This is a genomic window from Terriglobia bacterium (assembly GCA_032252755.1).
GTDB lineage: Bacteria > Acidobacteriota > Terriglobia > Terriglobales > Acidobacteriaceae > JAVUPY01.
The window spans coordinates 81055-98521 of record JAVUPY010000029.1; the positions used below are offsets into that span (position 1 = coordinate 81055).

At 57.2% G+C, this 17467-nt stretch carries 15 protein-coding genes and 1 tRNA gene; 7 read left to right on the forward strand and 9 right to left on the reverse strand.

Annotated elements, in window-relative coordinates; genetic code table 11:
* Positions 1–84 precede the first annotated feature (84 nt).
* Positions 85–1011 carry a hypothetical protein gene (locus ROO76_07325; protein ID MDT8067965.1) on the forward strand — a complete coding sequence of 309 codons (927 nt, stop codon included), beginning with the start codon at positions 85–87 and terminating at the stop codon, positions 1009–1011.
* Positions 1012–1021: 10 nt separating this feature from the next.
* On the opposite strand, the gene ROO76_07330 is transcribed toward ROO76_07325, so the two are convergent.
* The 3 genes from ROO76_07330 to ROO76_07340 form a co-directional block, all read right to left on the reverse strand.
* Positions 1022–2206, reverse strand: coding sequence for a tyrosine-type recombinase/integrase (locus ROO76_07330; GenBank protein ID MDT8067966.1), 1185 nt, complete (start codon positions 2204–2206; stop codon positions 1022–1024).
* Between the two features lie 94 nt (positions 2207–2300).
* Positions 2301–2387, reverse strand: a tRNA-Leu gene (locus tag ROO76_07335).
* 240 nt (positions 2388–2627) lie between these two features.
* Positions 2628–4748, reverse strand: a complete 2121-nt coding sequence (locus ROO76_07340; protein ID MDT8067967.1) for a PKD domain-containing protein — start codon at positions 4746–4748, stop codon at positions 2628–2630.
* Between the two features lie 386 nt (positions 4749–5134).
* Between ROO76_07340 and ROO76_07345 the strand changes: the two genes are divergently transcribed.
* Both ROO76_07345 and ROO76_07350 read left to right on the forward strand, forming a co-directional pair.
* On the forward strand, positions 5135–5389 hold the full coding sequence (locus ROO76_07345; protein ID MDT8067968.1) for a hypothetical protein: 255 nt from the start codon (positions 5135–5137) through the stop codon (positions 5387–5389).
* A 160-nt stretch (positions 5390–5549) separates the two neighbouring features.
* The gene (locus ROO76_07350) at positions 5550–6518 is read left to right on the forward strand and encodes an NmrA/HSCARG family protein (protein ID MDT8067969.1); all 969 of its coding nucleotides are present in this window, start codon (positions 5550–5552) and stop codon (positions 6516–6518) included.
* A gap of 50 nt (positions 6519–6568) precedes the next feature.
* On the opposite strand, the gene ROO76_07355 is transcribed toward ROO76_07350, so the two are convergent.
* From ROO76_07355 to ROO76_07365, 3 genes are all read right to left on the reverse strand, one after another.
* Positions 6569–7321: a sugar phosphate nucleotidyltransferase gene (locus tag ROO76_07355; GenBank protein MDT8067970.1), complete on the reverse strand. Its 753-nt coding sequence runs from the start codon at positions 7319–7321 to the stop codon at positions 6569–6571.
* Positions 7318–8445: a glycosyltransferase gene (locus ROO76_07360; protein ID MDT8067971.1), complete on the reverse strand. Its 1128-nt coding sequence runs from the start codon at positions 8443–8445 to the stop codon at positions 7318–7320. Before ROO76_07360 ends, ROO76_07355 begins: the two co-directional genes overlap by 4 nt.
* Positions 8446–8597: 152 nt before the next feature.
* Positions 8598–9026 (reverse strand): OsmC family protein, encoded by a 429-nt coding sequence (locus tag ROO76_07365; GenBank protein MDT8067972.1) that lies wholly within the window; start codon positions 9024–9026, stop codon positions 8598–8600.
* Between the two features lie 584 nt (positions 9027–9610).
* Here ROO76_07365 and ROO76_07370 point away from each other — a divergent pair.
* The 3 genes from ROO76_07370 to ROO76_07380 all read left to right on the forward strand — a co-directional run bounded on the left by ROO76_07370 (position 9611) and on the right by ROO76_07380 (position 11961).
* A complete protein-coding gene (locus tag ROO76_07370) occupies positions 9611–10339 on the forward strand; it encodes a hypothetical protein (GenBank protein ID MDT8067973.1) in 729 nt (242 codons plus the stop codon).
* Positions 10340–10551: 212 nt separating this feature from the next.
* The gene (locus tag ROO76_07375) at positions 10552–11367 is read left to right on the forward strand and encodes a hypothetical protein (GenBank protein MDT8067974.1); all 816 of its coding nucleotides are present in this window, start codon (positions 10552–10554) and stop codon (positions 11365–11367) included.
* A gap of 207 nt (positions 11368–11574) precedes the next feature.
* The gene (locus ROO76_07380; protein MDT8067975.1) at positions 11575–11961 is read left to right on the forward strand and encodes a response regulator; all 387 of its coding nucleotides are present in this window, start codon (positions 11575–11577) and stop codon (positions 11959–11961) included.
* A gap of 16 nt (positions 11962–11977) precedes the next feature.
* On the opposite strand, the gene ROO76_07385 is transcribed toward ROO76_07380, so the two are convergent.
* On the reverse strand, positions 11978–13108 hold the full coding sequence (locus ROO76_07385) for a PAS domain S-box protein (protein MDT8067976.1): 1131 nt from the start codon (positions 13106–13108) through the stop codon (positions 11978–11980).
* Between the two features lie 285 nt (positions 13109–13393).
* Between ROO76_07385 and ROO76_07390 the strand changes: the two genes are divergently transcribed.
* On the forward strand, positions 13394–14959 hold the full coding sequence (locus ROO76_07390) for an ATP-binding protein (GenBank protein ID MDT8067977.1): 1566 nt from the start codon (positions 13394–13396) through the stop codon (positions 14957–14959).
* 74 nt (positions 14960–15033) lie between these two features.
* On the opposite strand, the gene gltA is transcribed toward ROO76_07390, so the two are convergent.
* Both gltA and ROO76_07400 read right to left on the reverse strand, forming a co-directional pair.
* Positions 15034–16509 (reverse strand): NADPH-dependent glutamate synthase, encoded by a 1476-nt coding sequence (gltA, locus tag ROO76_07395; protein MDT8067978.1) that lies wholly within the window; start codon positions 16507–16509, stop codon positions 15034–15036.
* Complete coding sequence (locus ROO76_07400) at positions 16509–17375, reverse strand: sulfide/dihydroorotate dehydrogenase-like FAD/NAD-binding protein (GenBank protein ID MDT8067979.1); 867 nt, start codon at positions 17373–17375, stop codon at positions 16509–16511. The genes gltA and ROO76_07400 overlap by 1 nt, the downstream gene beginning before the upstream one ends.
* Positions 17376–17467: the final 92 nt, after the last annotated feature.

A 17467-nucleotide genomic window follows, 5' to 3' on the forward strand; every position in this document is an offset into this window, starting at 1 on the left:
CGCCGAGCTCTACACGAGAGCTCTTTTACATTCACCCGGCCTGATTCGCAAGAAAAGAATCCGGCCACAACAAAGGAGGAGGGGATGAACCCTCGAATACCTGCCTCCGTGCACGTCCCAAGACTTCGCACTACCGCGATTTTCGCCGGGATCATTGTCTGCGTCTGCAGTACACCAGCATTCGCCGGGGACAACACGCAACAGTCCGAGCCGGAGAAGATCCTCGCCGTCTCAGTCACGATCACACCCCAAAACGCCGTGGCCGAAGCGCTCGATGCCCGCGATCTGGAGCACTTTGTCGTTACCGACCTTAAGCGGCACCGCATATCTTCGGTTCCGGATTCGAGCGTAGAGGACACCCTCGATAGCGACGATGGCGTATACGCAGTAGATCTCTTCATCGACCAGGCAGAAATCGCCCAGCGTCCCCGCTGGGATTGGTTTGACCACCAATACCGCGACGACGAGATTCTCCACCTGGAGCTGTCGCTTGTTGTAACACGGTTGAGCGACAGAGAGCAGCTAGGCTCGCTCAACCTCTACCGCGATTACCAAGCTGAGGAGTACGGTCGATTCTTATCACCACAAGCCGTACGTGGTGCAGTCTACGAAGCCGTCACGAACCTGTCCGCCCAGTTTTCAGATGGGGTCTCGAAGGGAGATTTTGGTGCGGAGATCGGGAACTTCCAGCACCCCTTCGCTCCCGCAGATGCCTTCGACTTGTGGCATGAATCCTCGCTAGGAGAAAAGGTCCTGTCAGGACTGGTCATCGTCGTGACACTCGTCGTATCAATCGCCCTTGCCTGCGCCATTTTCGGAGCCTTCTTCTCATGGCTGGCCAGGCTATGTGGCCTATCGCGACCCGCTCCGCAGATTGTCTATGTCGACCACCGCCCGAGGGGACTGAAAACCCGAAAGCCGCCCACCGTCCTTGAGGGCTACGAGCCGCCCGACGAGGAAGACGAGGACGAAACCGAAGAGGATGAAGAGGAGGTCGAAGAGTCCGCGTAGCTGGTGCAGATCAATTCAGCGTCAGCTTCCTGATCGCTTTCCGCTTGAGAGCGTCATCAGGGCTCAAGTATTTTCGAGTCGTCTCCAGATCTGAATGTCCCAACAAGTGCTGCACCGTGACAATGTCGCACCCGCCTTCAAGGAGCCTCGTTGCGTAGGTGTGGCGGAATTTATGAAGCGTGGCGTTCTGCAGTCCCGCTCTCGTCGCCGCAGCCTTCAGGAGACGCAGCATTTCGTTCCGACCGAGCCTGTTCCCTTCGCTGCTCGCGAAGACCCAGGTCGAGTCCCTCTTGCATTTCTTTAGAATCGCAACAAGGTCCGGCGGGATTGGAATCTCGCGCTCCTCGTAGTCCTTCGGGATGAAATCGCCCTTCGCACGGATGCGCAGCGACCCTTTCTTCAGGTCAACGTCTTCCCACGTGAGGTTCGTAAGCTCCTGCTTCCGAAGCCCGGAGAGGAGCAATGAGGCGAAGATCGCCTTCTCCCTCGTATCGCATGCCTTCCAGAGCTTGGTGAGCTCCTCTTGCGTGTAGACCGAGGGCCTGCGCTTGAGTCGCTCCCGCTGGGCCCGGAGTGGTTTGAACCGGGCGCACGGATTCTCCATCTTGAGCCCGCGCTCGCGGATGAGGTAATAGAAGAATGTCCGGAGCACGGTCCCTTCGAAGTTGATCGTTGCGGGAGACACCGGGCGCTCGTGCTCCCCGAACGTCTCCTTGCTCCGTGCGATCTTGTAGTCGTCGATATCCGTCCGGGTGATCGCTTCGACGTACTTCTTGCCACCGAGCACCCGCTCGAAATGTTTCAAGGCTTCGCGGTAGCGCTCGAGCGTTCGTGGCTTTGCAGGGGAGTGAGCTTTCACGTGGCTCGCGAATAGCCCGATGGCATCAGAAATCCGCGTCGCCTGCGTATTTTGGTCTTCTGCCGGTGTTTGGAGCTTCCCGCCCGCCGCGAGCTCCCCTAGGAGTTCCAGGCGCTTCCTACGCTTCGCCTCCAGAGCTTCGCTCGGCGTGAGCCCGGCTTTTTCCCGCTTCCGCCGCTTCCCTTCCCACCACTCAAGGAAGTAGGTCCCCTGGCGCTTGTCCCAGACGTAGCGCTGCCCGATCCGGTCGAGAGAAATAAAGCGCCAGACGCCCCCGGCGACCCGGATCTTCTTCGTGATCCGAACATGCTTACCGGATTCGGCCTGACCGTGCACAGGTAAGTCCTTGGTGTCTATTTTTGCAATTTTATAGACACCAAGATACCACCAAATGAGAAAAGCCCGCTATTTATGCGGGCTTAAGAAGCTTTGGTGCCGAAGAAGGGACTCGAACCCCCACACCCTTGCGGGTACATGGACCTGAACCATGCGCGTCTGCCAATTCCGCCACTTCGGCACGAAGTTCGCGCGACTGCCCGGGACCGGGGCGCGCTCTTGCTTGGCTGGGCAGCTTTTATTTTACAGGACGACATGAGAGTGTCAAATCGCTCGAAGCAATAAGCGCCGATCGAGGACGAATCACGTCCGAATCCAAGGATCCGAGAATCTGTTTCGGAACTTTGAGACCATTCTCGGTGAATGATGGAAATTAAAGGCGAGAGCTAGTCCCGCCTCCAACTTGCAGCTTCGCCTCGACTCAGTATGCGTGTCCCCGGAAGAGCAGCGCTGGAGTCCGCATCCGCCGAAGCTGGTGCTTTGTGACAGAGACTGCTGTACTTGCCGAGGAGGTCGCGCCCAGCGAATCGGTCACGATCGCAGTAACGGTGTAATTCCCCTGCTTCGTATAAGTGTGCGTCGCGCTCGATCCGCTTGACGGAGTCGTACCGTCTCCCCAGTTGATCGTGATCGACGAAACGGAGGCGCCGTTGCCAGTGGCGTACACGTTGGCCGAAACGTAGAGCGGAGCCATTCCGGAAGTCGGCGTCACGGACAGACTGACGGTTGGGGCGACGTGGACACTGACGGATACCGTTGCAGTCGCCGTGCTGCTCGCGCCGCGATCGTCGGTTACAGTGACCGTGACCGTGTAGTTACCCGCATTCGTGTACGTATGGCTGGCTTTCAGCCCGGTGACAATGATGCCGTCGCCGAAATTGATAGTCGCGGAAGCTATCGTCCCATCAGGATCGCTCGAGCCAGTCGCATCCGCAGCGACTGCCAGAGGAGCCAAACCACTGCCCGGGCTGACGGTCAATCGCGCCACCGGGGCCTGGTTCGCGGAAATGCTGACTGTTTGCGTGGCGATGGACGACGCACCCATATTGTCGGTGACGGTTGCCTTCACCGTGTAAGTGCCCGCGACCGAATAGGTGTGCGAGGCCGTCCCATCGGCGATCGAGGTGCCATCGCCGAAATCGATTGTTGAGCTTGCGATGGTACCGTCAGGGTCACTTGAGCCGGCGGTACTCGCCGAGACGCTAACCGGCGCTATGCCCGATGTTGGCGTGACCGACAGTTTCGCTATCGGGGCCTGGTTGCCGACGCTCCATGCGATCGGTCCGGACATCTTGTTGGTCAGCGACGGCTTGCCGACAGCCTTCACGTACAGTGTGTAACTCGCCGGGTCGAAGCCATACCCGTTCAAATCGAGCGAGTGCGTTCCCGCTGGGACATCGGCGACGGGCATTAGGTTCTGGCCGTCAAGAGAGATGAAGACGGTGTAGTGATCAATCGTGTTTTCCTGGCCACTGATACTCCAGGTGACTACGTTCCCATTCATTCCGCCGGCGACTGAAACGCAGTTGTCGATGCCCGTCTCGAACTCGGTTCCCTCTTCGTAGTCGTTCCAGGTGACGACCTGCAGTTGCTGGAGTTCGCCGCTCAGTGAGTAGTACTTCCCTATCTCGGCCCACGTCTTCAGCCACGTCTGGCCGCAGTTCTGGTTCATGATGCGATTGGCGCTCCACGAAGCCAGCGTGTCGTTGAAACCCTTGTAGCCGGTCGCGAAGCTCTGTTCGAGGGGATAGGAGAGTGCTGTTGAATAGTAATAGTCGAGATAGGAGAGGCCGATGTCGTCCGGGTTCGACTTGTTGATGGACACCCACGAGAAGCTGCCATTGCTCTGGGTGTGGGTGAAACCGCCGGCATTGCGGAAGATGAAAAGAGGATTTCCGAGGACTCCGGCGCGAATGGTATTCCAATCGAGGCTGTACTTTTCGAGGCCGAAGAACAGGATGACAGGCCGCCCGCCGACACGAATGTACGCGGGCGAAGGCTCGTAATTGTTATAAACGTAATTCAGGTCGCTGATGACCTGCTGGTTGAGGCTGCATCCGGCCGTGCTCGCGCATTTGCTGAGCGCGCCGACGTCTTCCATTACTGCAAATGCGAACTTGCCGCTCGTCGCCTCCGCCGCCTGCCTAAGATAGACGGTCGTCTGATTCGGCACGGTGTTGTTCGGGCCGTACCAGTCGATAATCGCGCCATCAATGCCGCGACTCATCATGTCGGAAACCTGGGCGGTGACCTGCGTGAGGTTCGCGGAGCTGTAGCCAACGTTCATGTGGTTCGATTGCCCGAACCATCCCATGAAGTGAGCGTAGATCTTCGTATGGGCGCCGTCGTACAACAAGGTCCGCAGCGGGACCTTGCTGACGTTTCCTGCGCCAACGTTGCCGTTGCTCTGCGAAACGAACGAATTCGCAGCGCTGGTGTTGTTTCCTGTTTCTTTTGCGAGAGTTGTGGTGGGTGTAACTGAGGTGCCGGCCTGTGCAGCCAGGCTAACGCTAAGTAGAAGTGCCAGACAAAGTGAGCGCACGCGATATCTCCGGTTCCCCGTTTTGGGGTTCAACGGTTTCCCTGGCCTGAATGCACGGCGGGGGCGTAGCTAGCCGGCGCGCAATCGCTTGTTTCCAATGGGAATTGAAGGGATTGTAGGAGAGACGCGCGTAATCCGTACTAAGCAAAAGCCCTTACGTGAGTCACTCAGAAGGGCAGCTCAGAGGTGTCCTCCGAGGCAGTGGCCGGTCGGACATCCGACACAAAGGAGCGGACTAGTTGCGGAATGTGGATCGGTTTGCGCCGCTGCCTGACGGGAGAGTACAGTTATTCGGACCTTATTACTCAGCCTTACGCAACGAAGCGGTGGTCAAATCGCTTCCAACGGGTGGTAGGCTTGATGCCGAGCCCGCAAGAGTCGAGGTCATGATGTCCGCCAAAGAACAAATGGAAACCACGCCCAAGATTCCCCTGGCCTTGAGCAAGCAGTTGCGTACATTGGCTCACGACCTCAGCAACTCCATCGAGACCATCATGCAGGCATCCTACCTGCTCGGTCAGGCCACGCTGGACGACAATAACAAGCGCTGGGTCGAACTGATCGATAACGCAACACGTGATGCCGCACGCATCAATCGCGAGATCCGCGACATCCTGCGCAACCAGAGCGAGACCAGCTAGGGATCATTCGTCGCGCAGCCACCCACTGCTCGAAGGATGAACGGGACACGGAGAACGCAAAGGATTCTTCAGCGCATCCGCTGCACCGGGGTGTAAAATCGCTTCCCAGTCGGCGCCGAACCACGCAAATTTCCAGTCACATCAAATCGGGGGGAATACCATGCCAGACAAGAAAGTCATTGCTGTTGTGGGTGCCAGCGGATCGCAGGGCGGCGGCCTCGTACGTGCCATCCTGGATGACCCGAACGGCGGGTTCGCGGTGCGCGCTCTGACGCGCGATCCGGAGTCGAAAGTCGCAAGAGAGTTTGCGGCGAAGGGCGCCGACGTCGTGAAGGTCGATGTCGACGACCACGAGAGCGTGATAAGAGCCTTTCAAGGGGTATACGGGGCCTACTGCGTTACTTTCTACTGGACGCACTTCTCGCCGGAGATGGAGATAGCCGAGGCTCGCAACCTGGCCGACGCGGCCAAACAAACCGGACTCCAGCACGTCATCTGGTCAACGCTTGAGGACACGCGCAAGTGGGTTCCGCTGTCCGACAACCGAATGCCGACACTTTACGGCAAATACAAGGTCCCGCATCTGGATACGAAAGGTGAGTCCGACGACTACTTCCGCGAGCTTGGCGTCCCAACAACGTTCCTCCTGACCTCTTTCTACTGGGACAACTTCATTAATTTCGGAATGGGACCGCAGCGCGGACCTGACGGGAAGCTTGCCATCACCATGCCAATGGGCGACAAGAAACTGCCGGGCATCGCTGCCGAAGACATCGGCAAGTGCGCCTACGGGATCTTCAAAAAGGGGGCCGAAACGGTCGGTAAGACGATCGGAATCGCGGGAGAACATCTGACTGGCAGCGAAATGGCCGAGGAGTTCTCAAAGGCCTTGGGCCAGGAGGTGGTCTATAACAGCATTTCGCCAGACGCGTATCGCGGGCTCGGATTCCCGGGTGCGGACGATCTCGGCAACATGTTCCAGTTCAAACGCGACTTCAACGAATACTTCACGGGCGCAAGGAATCCGAACATCGCAAGGGCACTCAACCCCAAGTTACAGGACTTCAAGACCTGGTTGAGCAGGAATCTCAGCCGCATTCCGATGGGTCAGGGCGCCGCGACAGCGTAGCTCTGCCTGAGAGATGATTGCGCCCGTCCGCTCTGAACGGGGCACGTCTCTTATGCGGCTTTCTGTGCGGTTTCTCGCAATCGCCGCAGATAGTCTTGTGCGGCGTGATACCCCTCGATGGTGCCGACATCCATGTAGTGCTCGCCCACGCTGATAGCGCGCACAGGATTACCCGCCTCGATATAGGCATTCAAGAGGTGACCGAGGTATTCGTCTTCACGGTGTCGTGCGTCCCATAAATACCTGAGTGCGCGATATGCAGCACCGCGCGCGGTTACGGCGCCCCAAACCCAGTGCGAATTCGGATTCGGTTGCTTAACCTCGACTTTTTCGACATAACCGTGGTCATCCAACACAACAGCGTCGAACACAGATGGATTCAGCACTGGAAAAAGAACAAGCGTGACCGCATCATCTCGCTCAACCGCCGACCGGTAGGCATTTTCAGGAAACCAGATAGTGTCCGGAAGTCCGATCAGCACCTGTTCATCGTCTCTCACGAAGGGTTCCGCGCGAAACAGCGCATCACAAAGACCTGCCGCCTTCTGTTGCACGACATAGAAGATCTCGGCCGCGTAATTTCTCTCGGCGTAATAACGCACGATGTCGCTCTTCTCCGACGAGATCACCATGCAGATCCGCTCCACGCCGGCGGAGATCATGCGCTCGACCAGGTATTCAGAAACCGCCTTGGGGCGCTGAACTCCATCAACCAGGCGCGAGCCCACGGGCAACAGCTCCTTGGAACATCCGAGGGGTTGGATTCTTTGCCCCACGCCCGCCGCGGGAATAATGCCAATCATGCGATATCACTCCACCCTTCTGCATGCGACGGCTCTGGGCGACTATCGCGTTTCACGCGCATCCTCGCCTCATCGCAGTAGCGCAGAAACTCTTTCGCGCGATGCTCGCCTGTGTGCTCATCCAGCGTTCGCTCGCGTGCACGTTCGGCCATACGCCGCAACTCACCGTCCGACTGATTCAGGCCAGCCAGTGTGTCCTCCGCCGAGTGTGCAATGAAGATTTCTTCTCCCGGCGTAAAAAAGCGGTCAAGCCCTTCGAACCAATCCGAGATGATCGGCGTTGCGCATGCGGCGGCTTCGAAGAACCTGCCAGATGGGCAGTAGCCCGAGGCCGCCATGTCAGCACGCGTGATGTTCAGCGTGCATCGCGAGGAAGAATAGAGGGCAGGGTGATCGGCAGAGGCGACGTGTTCCGTTTTCGTAACATTCGGGCCCCATTGCCATCCCCAAGGATACAGTGAGCCCGCCAGCAGGAAATGCAGGTCCTGGCGACGGCGCGAGGGCTCAAGAAACAATGCATCGAGTTTCTGCTGCCGGTCGCATGCGTAAGTGCCCATGTAACTCAAGGCGCAACGAAAGTCCTCCCGAATTGGCCGGCGATCATAGACGTCGGGATCCACGCAACCGTAAAGCGGCCGAGCCATTTCCGCGCCCCAGTCTGCACGCAGTTCGTCCAGTGCTCGCCCGCCCGTCCAACTCAGAACGAGGTCGAACTCCTGCAACTGCTCGGGGCGGACGTACTCCACTGATTCGCCATTACGTAACTTCGCGAGCGTTACCGGTGCGTCAAGGTCGTAATAGACGACCAGGGGATGGGAGTATTCGAAAACTTCGTCACTGATCTGAGCACCGGATGGACAGTAGCTCGCCATCACAACGATGTCCGACTCGGCAGCCGTGCGAAGGGCTTGCCTTCGGCAGTTCTGCCACTCGTCGTAGAAAACCAGGTTGCAGAAGTCGCAGTCGACAAAATCTCGGTGCCGGGCGTAATAAGGAACGTCCTTCTCAAAAAACGTGATCTCGTGTCCGCGGCGCGCCAGTGCCCGCAGAATGGCACGATACGGTGTTGCATGTCCGTTGCCCCATGACGATGAGAGCGTCAGTCCAAAGATGGTGATCTTCAAAAGAGCACTCCGCACGCGCTTGGAACCCAGAGTACGCGTACTCCGAGTGAGATGGCCGATTTCAGTGGCGTGTTTCCTTCTCTGGATTCGCCGAGAGGAACGAAAGCCCCGCGCGAGGCGGGGCACAATTGTGCAGAATATCGCGGCTTTGTCTATGCGAGCTTCGCGTCCAGTGTAATGTTGGTGTTGTTTTTGAAGAGCTTGGAAACCGGGCATCCCGCTTTGGCTGCGGCGGCCGCCTGCTCGAATTTGGCCTTGTCTGCTCCCGGAATCGTCGCTGTCAGATCCAGGTGGATCTCCACGATCGCAAAACCACCATCCGTTTTATCGAAACTGACCGTTGCTTCGGTCTCGATGCTTTGCGCCTTCATCCCCGCGTCTTCCAGTTGCTTCGAGAGTGCCATGGAGAAGCAGCCGGCGTGAGCCGCCGCAATCAACTCCTCCGGATTGGTGCCAACCCCGTTTTCAAATCTTGTCTTAAAAGAATATTGCGTGTTCGAGAGCACTCCGCTCGCACTCGAGACGGTTCCCTTGCCGTCCATCAATCCACCTTCCCAGTGGGCACTTCCCTTTCTCTTGATCATTCTCGTTCACCCTCCACCACAGGATTGGTGCGCTACTTCGCTCGGCGCACACGAGCCAGCCTTCTAAGATATCACTGCGGAACGCACTTCAACTGCGCTCACGGCCAAAACACGAACATCGACTGGGAAATTCTTAGCGACGAGTCCCGTATGTTTTGCCCTGAGAATCTCTGTTCTGTGCGATGAACCGGTCGATGGAATCAGTAGAAATCGGAACAACTCAGAAAAAACCCGCAGTTCGGACAGACGAGTTTGCAGTGATTCTCATGGAGTTGAGAGGAGCAGGTGGGGCAGTGCAGCATCGCCTGCTTCTGGGCAGAATACGTCGTCGTATCTTTTGAGGTGACTTGAGTACCCGATTTGTCGAAATTCCGGTTTTCCACAACCACTCCAAAAGTACCCAAAAGTGCCATCGTCCATAGGTACACCATAGGACGGGGTACCTTTTCGTAGTCACCCATTATATGGGTACAGACGACTTACGATTTCGGAACAGAAAAATTTTTTAGTTACTAAAGTAACTGGAAATTTTATACTTCGCCAGATTCACCAATAACCCATTTGTACCCAGGAGACTCCTCATGAAGTACTTCGTGTGGTTGGCGACCCTTTCCCTTTTGATCCTCGGCATCTACTGCGGAACCATGATTCAGGTCAATCAGCAGGTTCAGGCAGCGATGTTTAGCGAAGGAACATTCCCCACCCCAGACATGCACCAGGGATCTCCCGCACAACTCGCCGCAGAGCGAGGCGAAGGTTCCTATCCGACTCCTGCTTGCAGCCCCTCGAAGCCCGGATGCATACCGTTTGTCGTTGAGCCCAAGTTGCAGGCCGGCGAAGGTTCCTATCCGACTCCTGCTTGCAGCCCCTCGAAGCCCGGATGCATACCGTTTGTCGTTGAGCCCAAGTTGCAGGCCGGCGAAGGTTCTTATCCGACTCCTGCTTGCAGCCCCTCGAAGCCCGGATGCATACCGTTTGTCGTTGAGCCCAAGTTGCAGGCCGGCGAAGGTTCCTACCCGACACCTGCTTGCAGCCCTTCGAAGCCCGGATGCATACCGTTTGTCGTCGAGCCCAAGTTGCAGGCCGGCGAAGGTTCGTACCCGACTCCAGCTTGCAGCCCTTCGAAGCCCGGGTGCATACCGTTTGTCGTCGAGCCCAAGTTGCAGGCCGGCGAAGGTTCGTACCCGACTCCAGCTTGCAGCCCCTCGAAGCCCGGATGCGTACCGTTTGAGAGGCCCGCGACTCGCATCGCTCTTCTTGGAGAAGGTTCTGCCGCTGCTCCGTTTGAGATGCCGAGTGGTATGAACTAAGAATTGGTTACACATTTCGAATTGGACGAGGATGCCTTGCGAGTAACGATTAGGCATCCTCCAGTTCGCCTTTATCCCGCGAATTGCGTTGCGGTGTGCAAAGTTGCCGCATCAAGTGTTTACTCCTAAGTAAAACATTACGTAAGTTACAACACTATTGGGAGTAATCTCTTGCACAGGTTACCGCCTGAAGGTATTCTCTTCAGTGAAATATGCACCTCCACTGGCCTGAGTACCTTATCTGGTTTTCCGCACCAGCGATCCAGTTCCTTATCGCGGTGACCATGCTGCGTCGCAATCTGCGGCGGGAATACCCGATGTTCTTTAACTACACGGTATTCCAGGTAATCAGCCAATTAGTGATGTTCATCCTCTGGCATTGTTCCTATCCCATTTATTACAGGGGCTATTGGACAACAAGCGCTATTGGCATATTCCTCGGCTTTGGAGTAATTCGAGAGATTTTCCTGGTGTCCTTCCGGCCATATGAGGCGCTCCGCGAGTTCGGAGAAATGATTTTTAGTTGGTGCCTTCTCCTGCTGGTTCTCATCGCTTTGCTTACCGCCTTCATTCAGACGGACCCAGGAAATGGCCGGATCTATATTGCGCTGGCGACCGGAGAGCGAAGCGTTCGTATCCTCGAATGCGGACTGGTCTTTTTCGTTTTCGTTTTTTCAAAGTATCTGGGAATCAGCAACAAGCACCAATTATTTGGTATCGCGCTCGGGTTTGGCGTTTTCTCCTGCATCTCGATGACAGCCTTGCTGCTGTTTAACCAGTACACCGCAATTTCAATGTTCACGATGCGGATTACCATCAGTACTACCTATTTCCTCTGCACGGTCGTGTGGCTCGGGTACTGTCTGGCGCCCATTCCTGATCGTCGCACCGAAGTGCTGCCGCAGTCGGAGCGCTGGAATGTCGCCCTCTCCAACATCATGAACGTGCCTGAGCCGGACGGCTTCATTAACAGCATCGATCGGACAGTCGAGACCCTGCTGGGCAAGCAGAATGGCCGCGCGCAGTAGGGCAGGCAACTTTCCCTTCTAAAAACCTCTTCCCAACTGTGTCCGCTCACAGACAGACGAGCACCGCCCGGATGTTATCGTATTGGTCAACCGGTCACCTCCCGGTGTAACTACCCACGCTGCGAAAGCTGGGATATAGTGTGCCTCACCTCGGGCAAGAACCGGCTCGCGGCAGTTCTCGCCGAGTGCATGTTTTGGATTTGTCTTATGCCGGAAATCCGTGGGAACGAAACGTTGCTCGTAGTGGAAGACCAGCCGGAGATCTGTGAAGTGGTCACCACCATGCTGCGCGGATTCGGTTTCCATGCACTCGCCGCAACCACGCCTTCCGAGGCTCTTCGCATTGCATCTGACAGCGCGACCCGCATCGACCTGCTGATCACAGATGATTTCATGCCCGAAATGCGCGGGCCTGAGTTGGCGATACGCATCCGCCAAATGCGTCCCGGCATCCGCGTCCTGTTCATGACCGGATCTCTTGAGAACGAGAAACTGGAATCTTTTCCCGACGCGGACCTCATCGAGAAGCCGTTTTATCCGCAAGATCTCGGCAAGAAAGTTCGCGAAGCCCTTGACCGCCGCCGGGCGGCTTAATTCTCCGAAGAAAACTCTAGGCTACTTTTGAAACGTGCCCCGGCGCTTTGCCGAGATCACGGTTTGGCGGGCGCAGTGGAAGGAAAACCGAGAAGCAGGTTCCGCGGTGCATTTTCGTGCGGAACCGAATTGTTCCTCCGTGCCGGTGCACAATCTGGCGTGAAACCCAAAGGCCCAGCCCAGTTCCCTGCTCTTCTTTCGTGCTGAAAAATGGATTGAAGATTTGCCCGCGGACAGGCTCGGGGATACCCGCGCCGTCGTCAATAACCAGGATACGGACCCCCCTCACTTTCAGGTCTTTCCAAGAGCGCGAGGGATGAAGTGCGACGAGAAGATGCCCACCTGCCCCGACAGCTTCCACCGCATTCCTTACCAGGTTGGCGAAGACCTGCCGGATTTCTACCGCATGAGCCAGTATCTTCCCGGGGGTCCGATAGCGCCGGTCCACCGTAGCCCTGGTGCTCTGGATCTTTCGTTGGTACATATCGAGAACATCATCCATGACGTCCTGCACCGCAAATTCCGCGGGAAAACTGACAACACGGTTGAACGCGAGCGTCTGTCGCACGATCTGCGTTATGCGCCTCAACTCCTCCTGGGCATAGTGAACCAGGGTCGCATCCTCGGGCGAAAGCTCGCGTTGTGACAATACGAACAGCACATTTCCGATCGACTCGAGAGGATTGTTGATTTCGTGAGTGATTGTCGCGGCGAGCCGTCCGACCGAAGCCAGGCGTTCCGAGAGTCGAAGAGCTTCTTCGGCGCGCCTCGTTTCGGTAATGTCGCGGCCGATGGCCGAGGCACCTTTCAAGCGGCCCTTATTGTCGTAGATCGGCGAAATGGTGAGCGATATATTGAGGAGCCGGCCGTCCTTGGTTCGCCGCACCGTTTCGTAGTGATCAAGCCTCTCACCCAGGCGCACCCGGCGCATGATCTCCACGATTTCGTCCCCGCGATCCGGCGGAGAGATCATGGAGATATGTCTTCCTATCGCTTCCTTGGCTGAATAACCGTACAGACGCTCCGCCCCCTTGTTCCAACTCGTGATGGTGCCGTTCAGGTCTTTGCCGATTATGGCATCATCCGTGGATTCAACAATGGAGGCGAATTCCGAGCGAAGGCTATCTGTTAGGTTCTCCGAGTTCATTATGGCTTTAGGGCCCACTCTAGCTGTTGTCCAGCTCTGTTAGGTTGGATGCAAGAACGGCCATTCGGGGCTAGCTTTCTGCAAATACACGGTCTGCACCAGCCATTGCACGATTGTTCGCCCACGTGTTGTACGACAGTGCGCTTTTCTGGATTGTCCATTTTGCACTTCCGAGCGGAGCAAGAATTCTGGAAGTGGTGTCCGTTGCAACCAGTAACTTTGATGTAAGATCACTACACTTGAGATTGTTTCTTGCACAAAGACCCTCCGATTCGGAGCTGATGGATGCAGGACTGGGGAGACACTTCCAACTGGATTGCCCGGTTTGCGGGTTGGAGTGCTCCGAGCGTGCGCTCACCGTGGCTCCGTTACGGACTTAGCCTCCTCTTCACTGTCGCTGTCCTTCTATTGCGTGCTTGGCTTGAGCCGCTTTTGGGTGAGCATCAACCCTATTTTGTCCTCTATGCGGCTGTCTTCTTCGCGTCCTGGTACGGCGGGCTGGTGCCAGCGATTCTGGCCGTTCTCTTGGGTGGCTTCGTAGCAACGTACAACTGGGTGGTGCCTTTTCGGGAATTGCACGCCGGCACCATCGCCAATTGGATGGAACTCGCGACCTATATCGTCGTGAGCCTATTCATCATCGGTCTGGGAGAAGGATATCGCCGCGCGTTGGAGTCTTCCCAGCGGGAGAGTCTCAAACTCCATCGTTCCGAAGAACAATTGCTCTCCAGCCAGACCCGTCTGCGGATGACGCAGCAGGCGACGAAGTCTGGCACCTGGGAATGGAAGATCACGACCAACACGTATTACTGGTCGCCGGAATATTACTCGTTGCTGAACTTGAAGCCATGGATCGAGCCGACGTACCAGAACTGGCTTGGCTCCATGTACACGGAGGATCGCGACCGCGCGCATCTGGCATTGCGCAATGCGCTGGAAACCGGCCGGGAGTATGCCGAATTCGATTTCCGCGTGGTCGATCCCGAAACGCGAATCCGCTGGATTCGTTCACGCGGCAGCATTCTGCGCGACGAGAAGGGTGTTCCGATCCTCATGCTCGGCGTTGCCATGGACATCACGGACCGCAAGCAGTCGGAATCGGTGCTGATCCAAACGGAAAAACTCGTTTCGGCTGGGAGAATGGCCGCAACGATCGCGCATGAAATCAACAATCCTCTGGAGTCAGTCACCAACCTCGTCTTTCTCGCGCGCAACAACCTGCAGGAACCACAGGCGGCAGCCAGTTTCCTCCAGATGGCGGAGCAGGAGTTGGCGCGCATGTCGCACCTGACCCGGCAGACGCTCGGGTTCTATCGCGAAACCGCGGCGCCGCACAAAATGCGTATTTCCGAGCTGTTGCAGGAACTGCAAATGCTCTATGGGCCTAAGCTCAAGAAGAAGGAAATAAAACTCGAACTGGTGCTGCGCAATGAAATCGAGATTTCGGCTGTGGGTGGCGAAGTGCGCCAGGTGTTCGGAAACCTAATCAGCAACAGCATCGACGCCGTGGAGCAAAATGGCGAGATCATAATCGTAGTTTCCGAAAATAAGAACTGGGGTTCGACGATGATGCCGGGCATGCGCGTCACCGTCATCGACAACGGCCCCGGGATCAAGGCTTCGTTGCGCAAGCGCATCTTCGAGCCGTTTTTCACGACAAAGAAAGATGTGGGCACCGGGCTGGGGCTGTGGGTAACACGTAACCTGGTAGAAAAACACGGCGGCGCGGTGCGCATCCATAGCCGCACCACGCCAGGAAAGAGCTATACTGCTTTCAAAATCTTCCTGCCGATGATACCAATCGACGCCTCGCGGCAAGCAGCGCACGCGACACGACTCCGCGCCGGGTAGGAAAATAGAATCCCGAACACAAAGTCATACAAAGCTGTTTCGACTTTTTTCCCTTCGTGTCCTTCGTGGTTAAGTTACTTCGCTAGTTCCACCGGCTTCGGCTCCCACTCTCCTGTGGTCAGCCATTCGTGGATCGACTTCGCCCCTTTGCGTCCGGCTTCCATCGCCAGGATCACTGTCGCTCCGCCGGTAACGATGTCTCCGCCCGCGAACACGGCTGTCTTCGACGTACGCAGCGACTGCGGGTCCGCGCTGATGTACCCCCATTTGTTCGTCGCGAGATCCGGGGTCGTCGACTGCACCAGCGGATTCGCCGTCGTCCCCACGGCCACCACCGCCATCGAGATTGGCACCTCGAACTCCGATCCGGCGACTGGCACCGGCCGACGCCTGCCGGAAGCATCCGGCTCGCCAAGTTCCATCTTCTGGCAACGCACGGCCTTCAGCCATCCGTTCTCGCCAATGAACTCAACCGGGTTGGTCAGCATCATGAACTGCACGCCCTCTTCCTGTGCGTGCTTGATCTCTTCTGCGCGGGCCGGCATTTCCTTCTCGCCCCGCCGATACATCAGGTAGGCATTCTTCGCGCCCAGCCGTAACGATGTGCGCACCGCATCCATCGCCGTGTTGCCGCCGCCGAATACCGCGATATCCTTTCCCGCAACGTCGTACACCGGCTCGTCGTACTCTGGGAAACGGTACGCGCGCATCAGGTTCACACGCGTCAGGAACTCGTTCGCCGAATAGATTCCGTTCAGGTTCTCGCCCGGAATCTTCAGGAACTGCGGCAATCCCGCACCCGTCGCGACGAAGATCGCATGATAGCCCTCTTCATTCAGCAACTCATCGACGGTCACCGTCTTGCCGACAACTACATTCGTTTCAAACTCGACGCCCATCTTCCGAAGGTTATCGATGTCCTGCCGGACGATTTCCTTGGGCAACCGGAACTCGGGAATGCCATAGACGAGCACTCCACCAAGCTCGTGCAGCGCCTCGAAAACGCGAACACCGTGCCCCTTCTGAATGAGGTCGCCTGCGGCGGTCAGGCCCGCCGGGCCGCTTCCGACGATCGCGACGCGCTTACCTGTCGGCGGTGCCATGGGCGGCAGAGAGAGCTTCCCTACCTTGCGCTCGTAGTCAGCAACGAAGCGCTCCAGGTGACCGATCGCCAGCGAACTGCCCTTCTTTTTCAGAACGCATCCCAGTTCGCACTGCTCTTCTTGTGGACATACCCGGCCGGTGATCGCCGGCAGTACGTTGTCCTCCCGAACTTTCGCTATGGCGGCGAGGTAGTCGCCCGCGACAACGAGGTCCACGAATTCGCGCACTTTCACGCCCACGGGACACTGCTTCACACACTCCGGCTTGGCGCACGCAATGCAGCGCAGGGCTTCCGACTTCGCCAAATCGGGGTCGTAACCCAGGTTCACTTCCTGAAAGTTGTGCGCCCGGACGACAGGATCCTGCTCCGGCATGTGGTGCCGCGGAATCTTGACTCGCTCCTTCATCGAGAGCGGATTAACCGGCGCCTTTTTCTCGTCTGCCATTACTTGGTTCCTCCCTGCACAGTCGCCAGTTCTTTTTGCTTCTGCTCTTCCTGGAAGCGGGCCAGCGAGGCGCACTCCTGTTCGCGATACATCCGGCTTCGCGCCGTCATGATGTCGAAATCGACTTTGTGGGCGTCGAACTCCGGCCCGTCCACACAGGCAAACTCGCTCTTGCCGTCGATGGATACGCGGCATCCGCCGCACATTCCTGTGCCGTCCACCATGATCGAATTCAGGCTCACGATGGTGTGAATGCGCTCGCCACGTGTCGTCTCCGCCACCGCCCGCATCATCGGCACTGGCCCGATCGCCAGGACGAGGTCGACTCTCACTCCGTTTTGAATAAGCTGTTTCAGCTTGTCCGTGACCAGTCCCTTGTCGCCGTAGGAGCCGTCGTCGGTCGTGATGTAGGTGACATCGCTCACCGCCCGAACCTCGTCTTCGAGCAGCACGAGTTCTTTGGTCCGCCCACCAATGATTGAGATGACCTTGTTGCCCGCCGCTTTCATCGCCGCCGCGGTCGGCAACGCGATCGCCGTGCCCACGCCGCCCCCTATGACGACCACCGTGCCCCAGAGTTTCACATCCGAAGGCTTACCGAGTGGCCCAACGACGTCGAGGATCGATTGGCCGGCCTCGAGCGTATTCATCATGTAGGTGGTCTTCCCGATCGACTGCACGATCAGGTCGATGGTGCCGCGCTCGGGATCCGAGCAGGCTATGGTTAGCGGGATTCTTTCGCCATGATCGTACAGCCGCACGATGACAAACTGACCCGCCTTCTGTTTTCGGGCAATGCGAGGCGCCTCGATCGTAAAGCGCTTGATGCCCGGAGCAAGAAACTTAGCCGAATGGATTGCAAACACGATTTAGCTCCGCCCTTCCCGCGAGAAAAGGTGATTCCATTCAGAATTCTCAGGGAACGTTGGCCAAGGGGCTGTGATTCCCATCACATGCT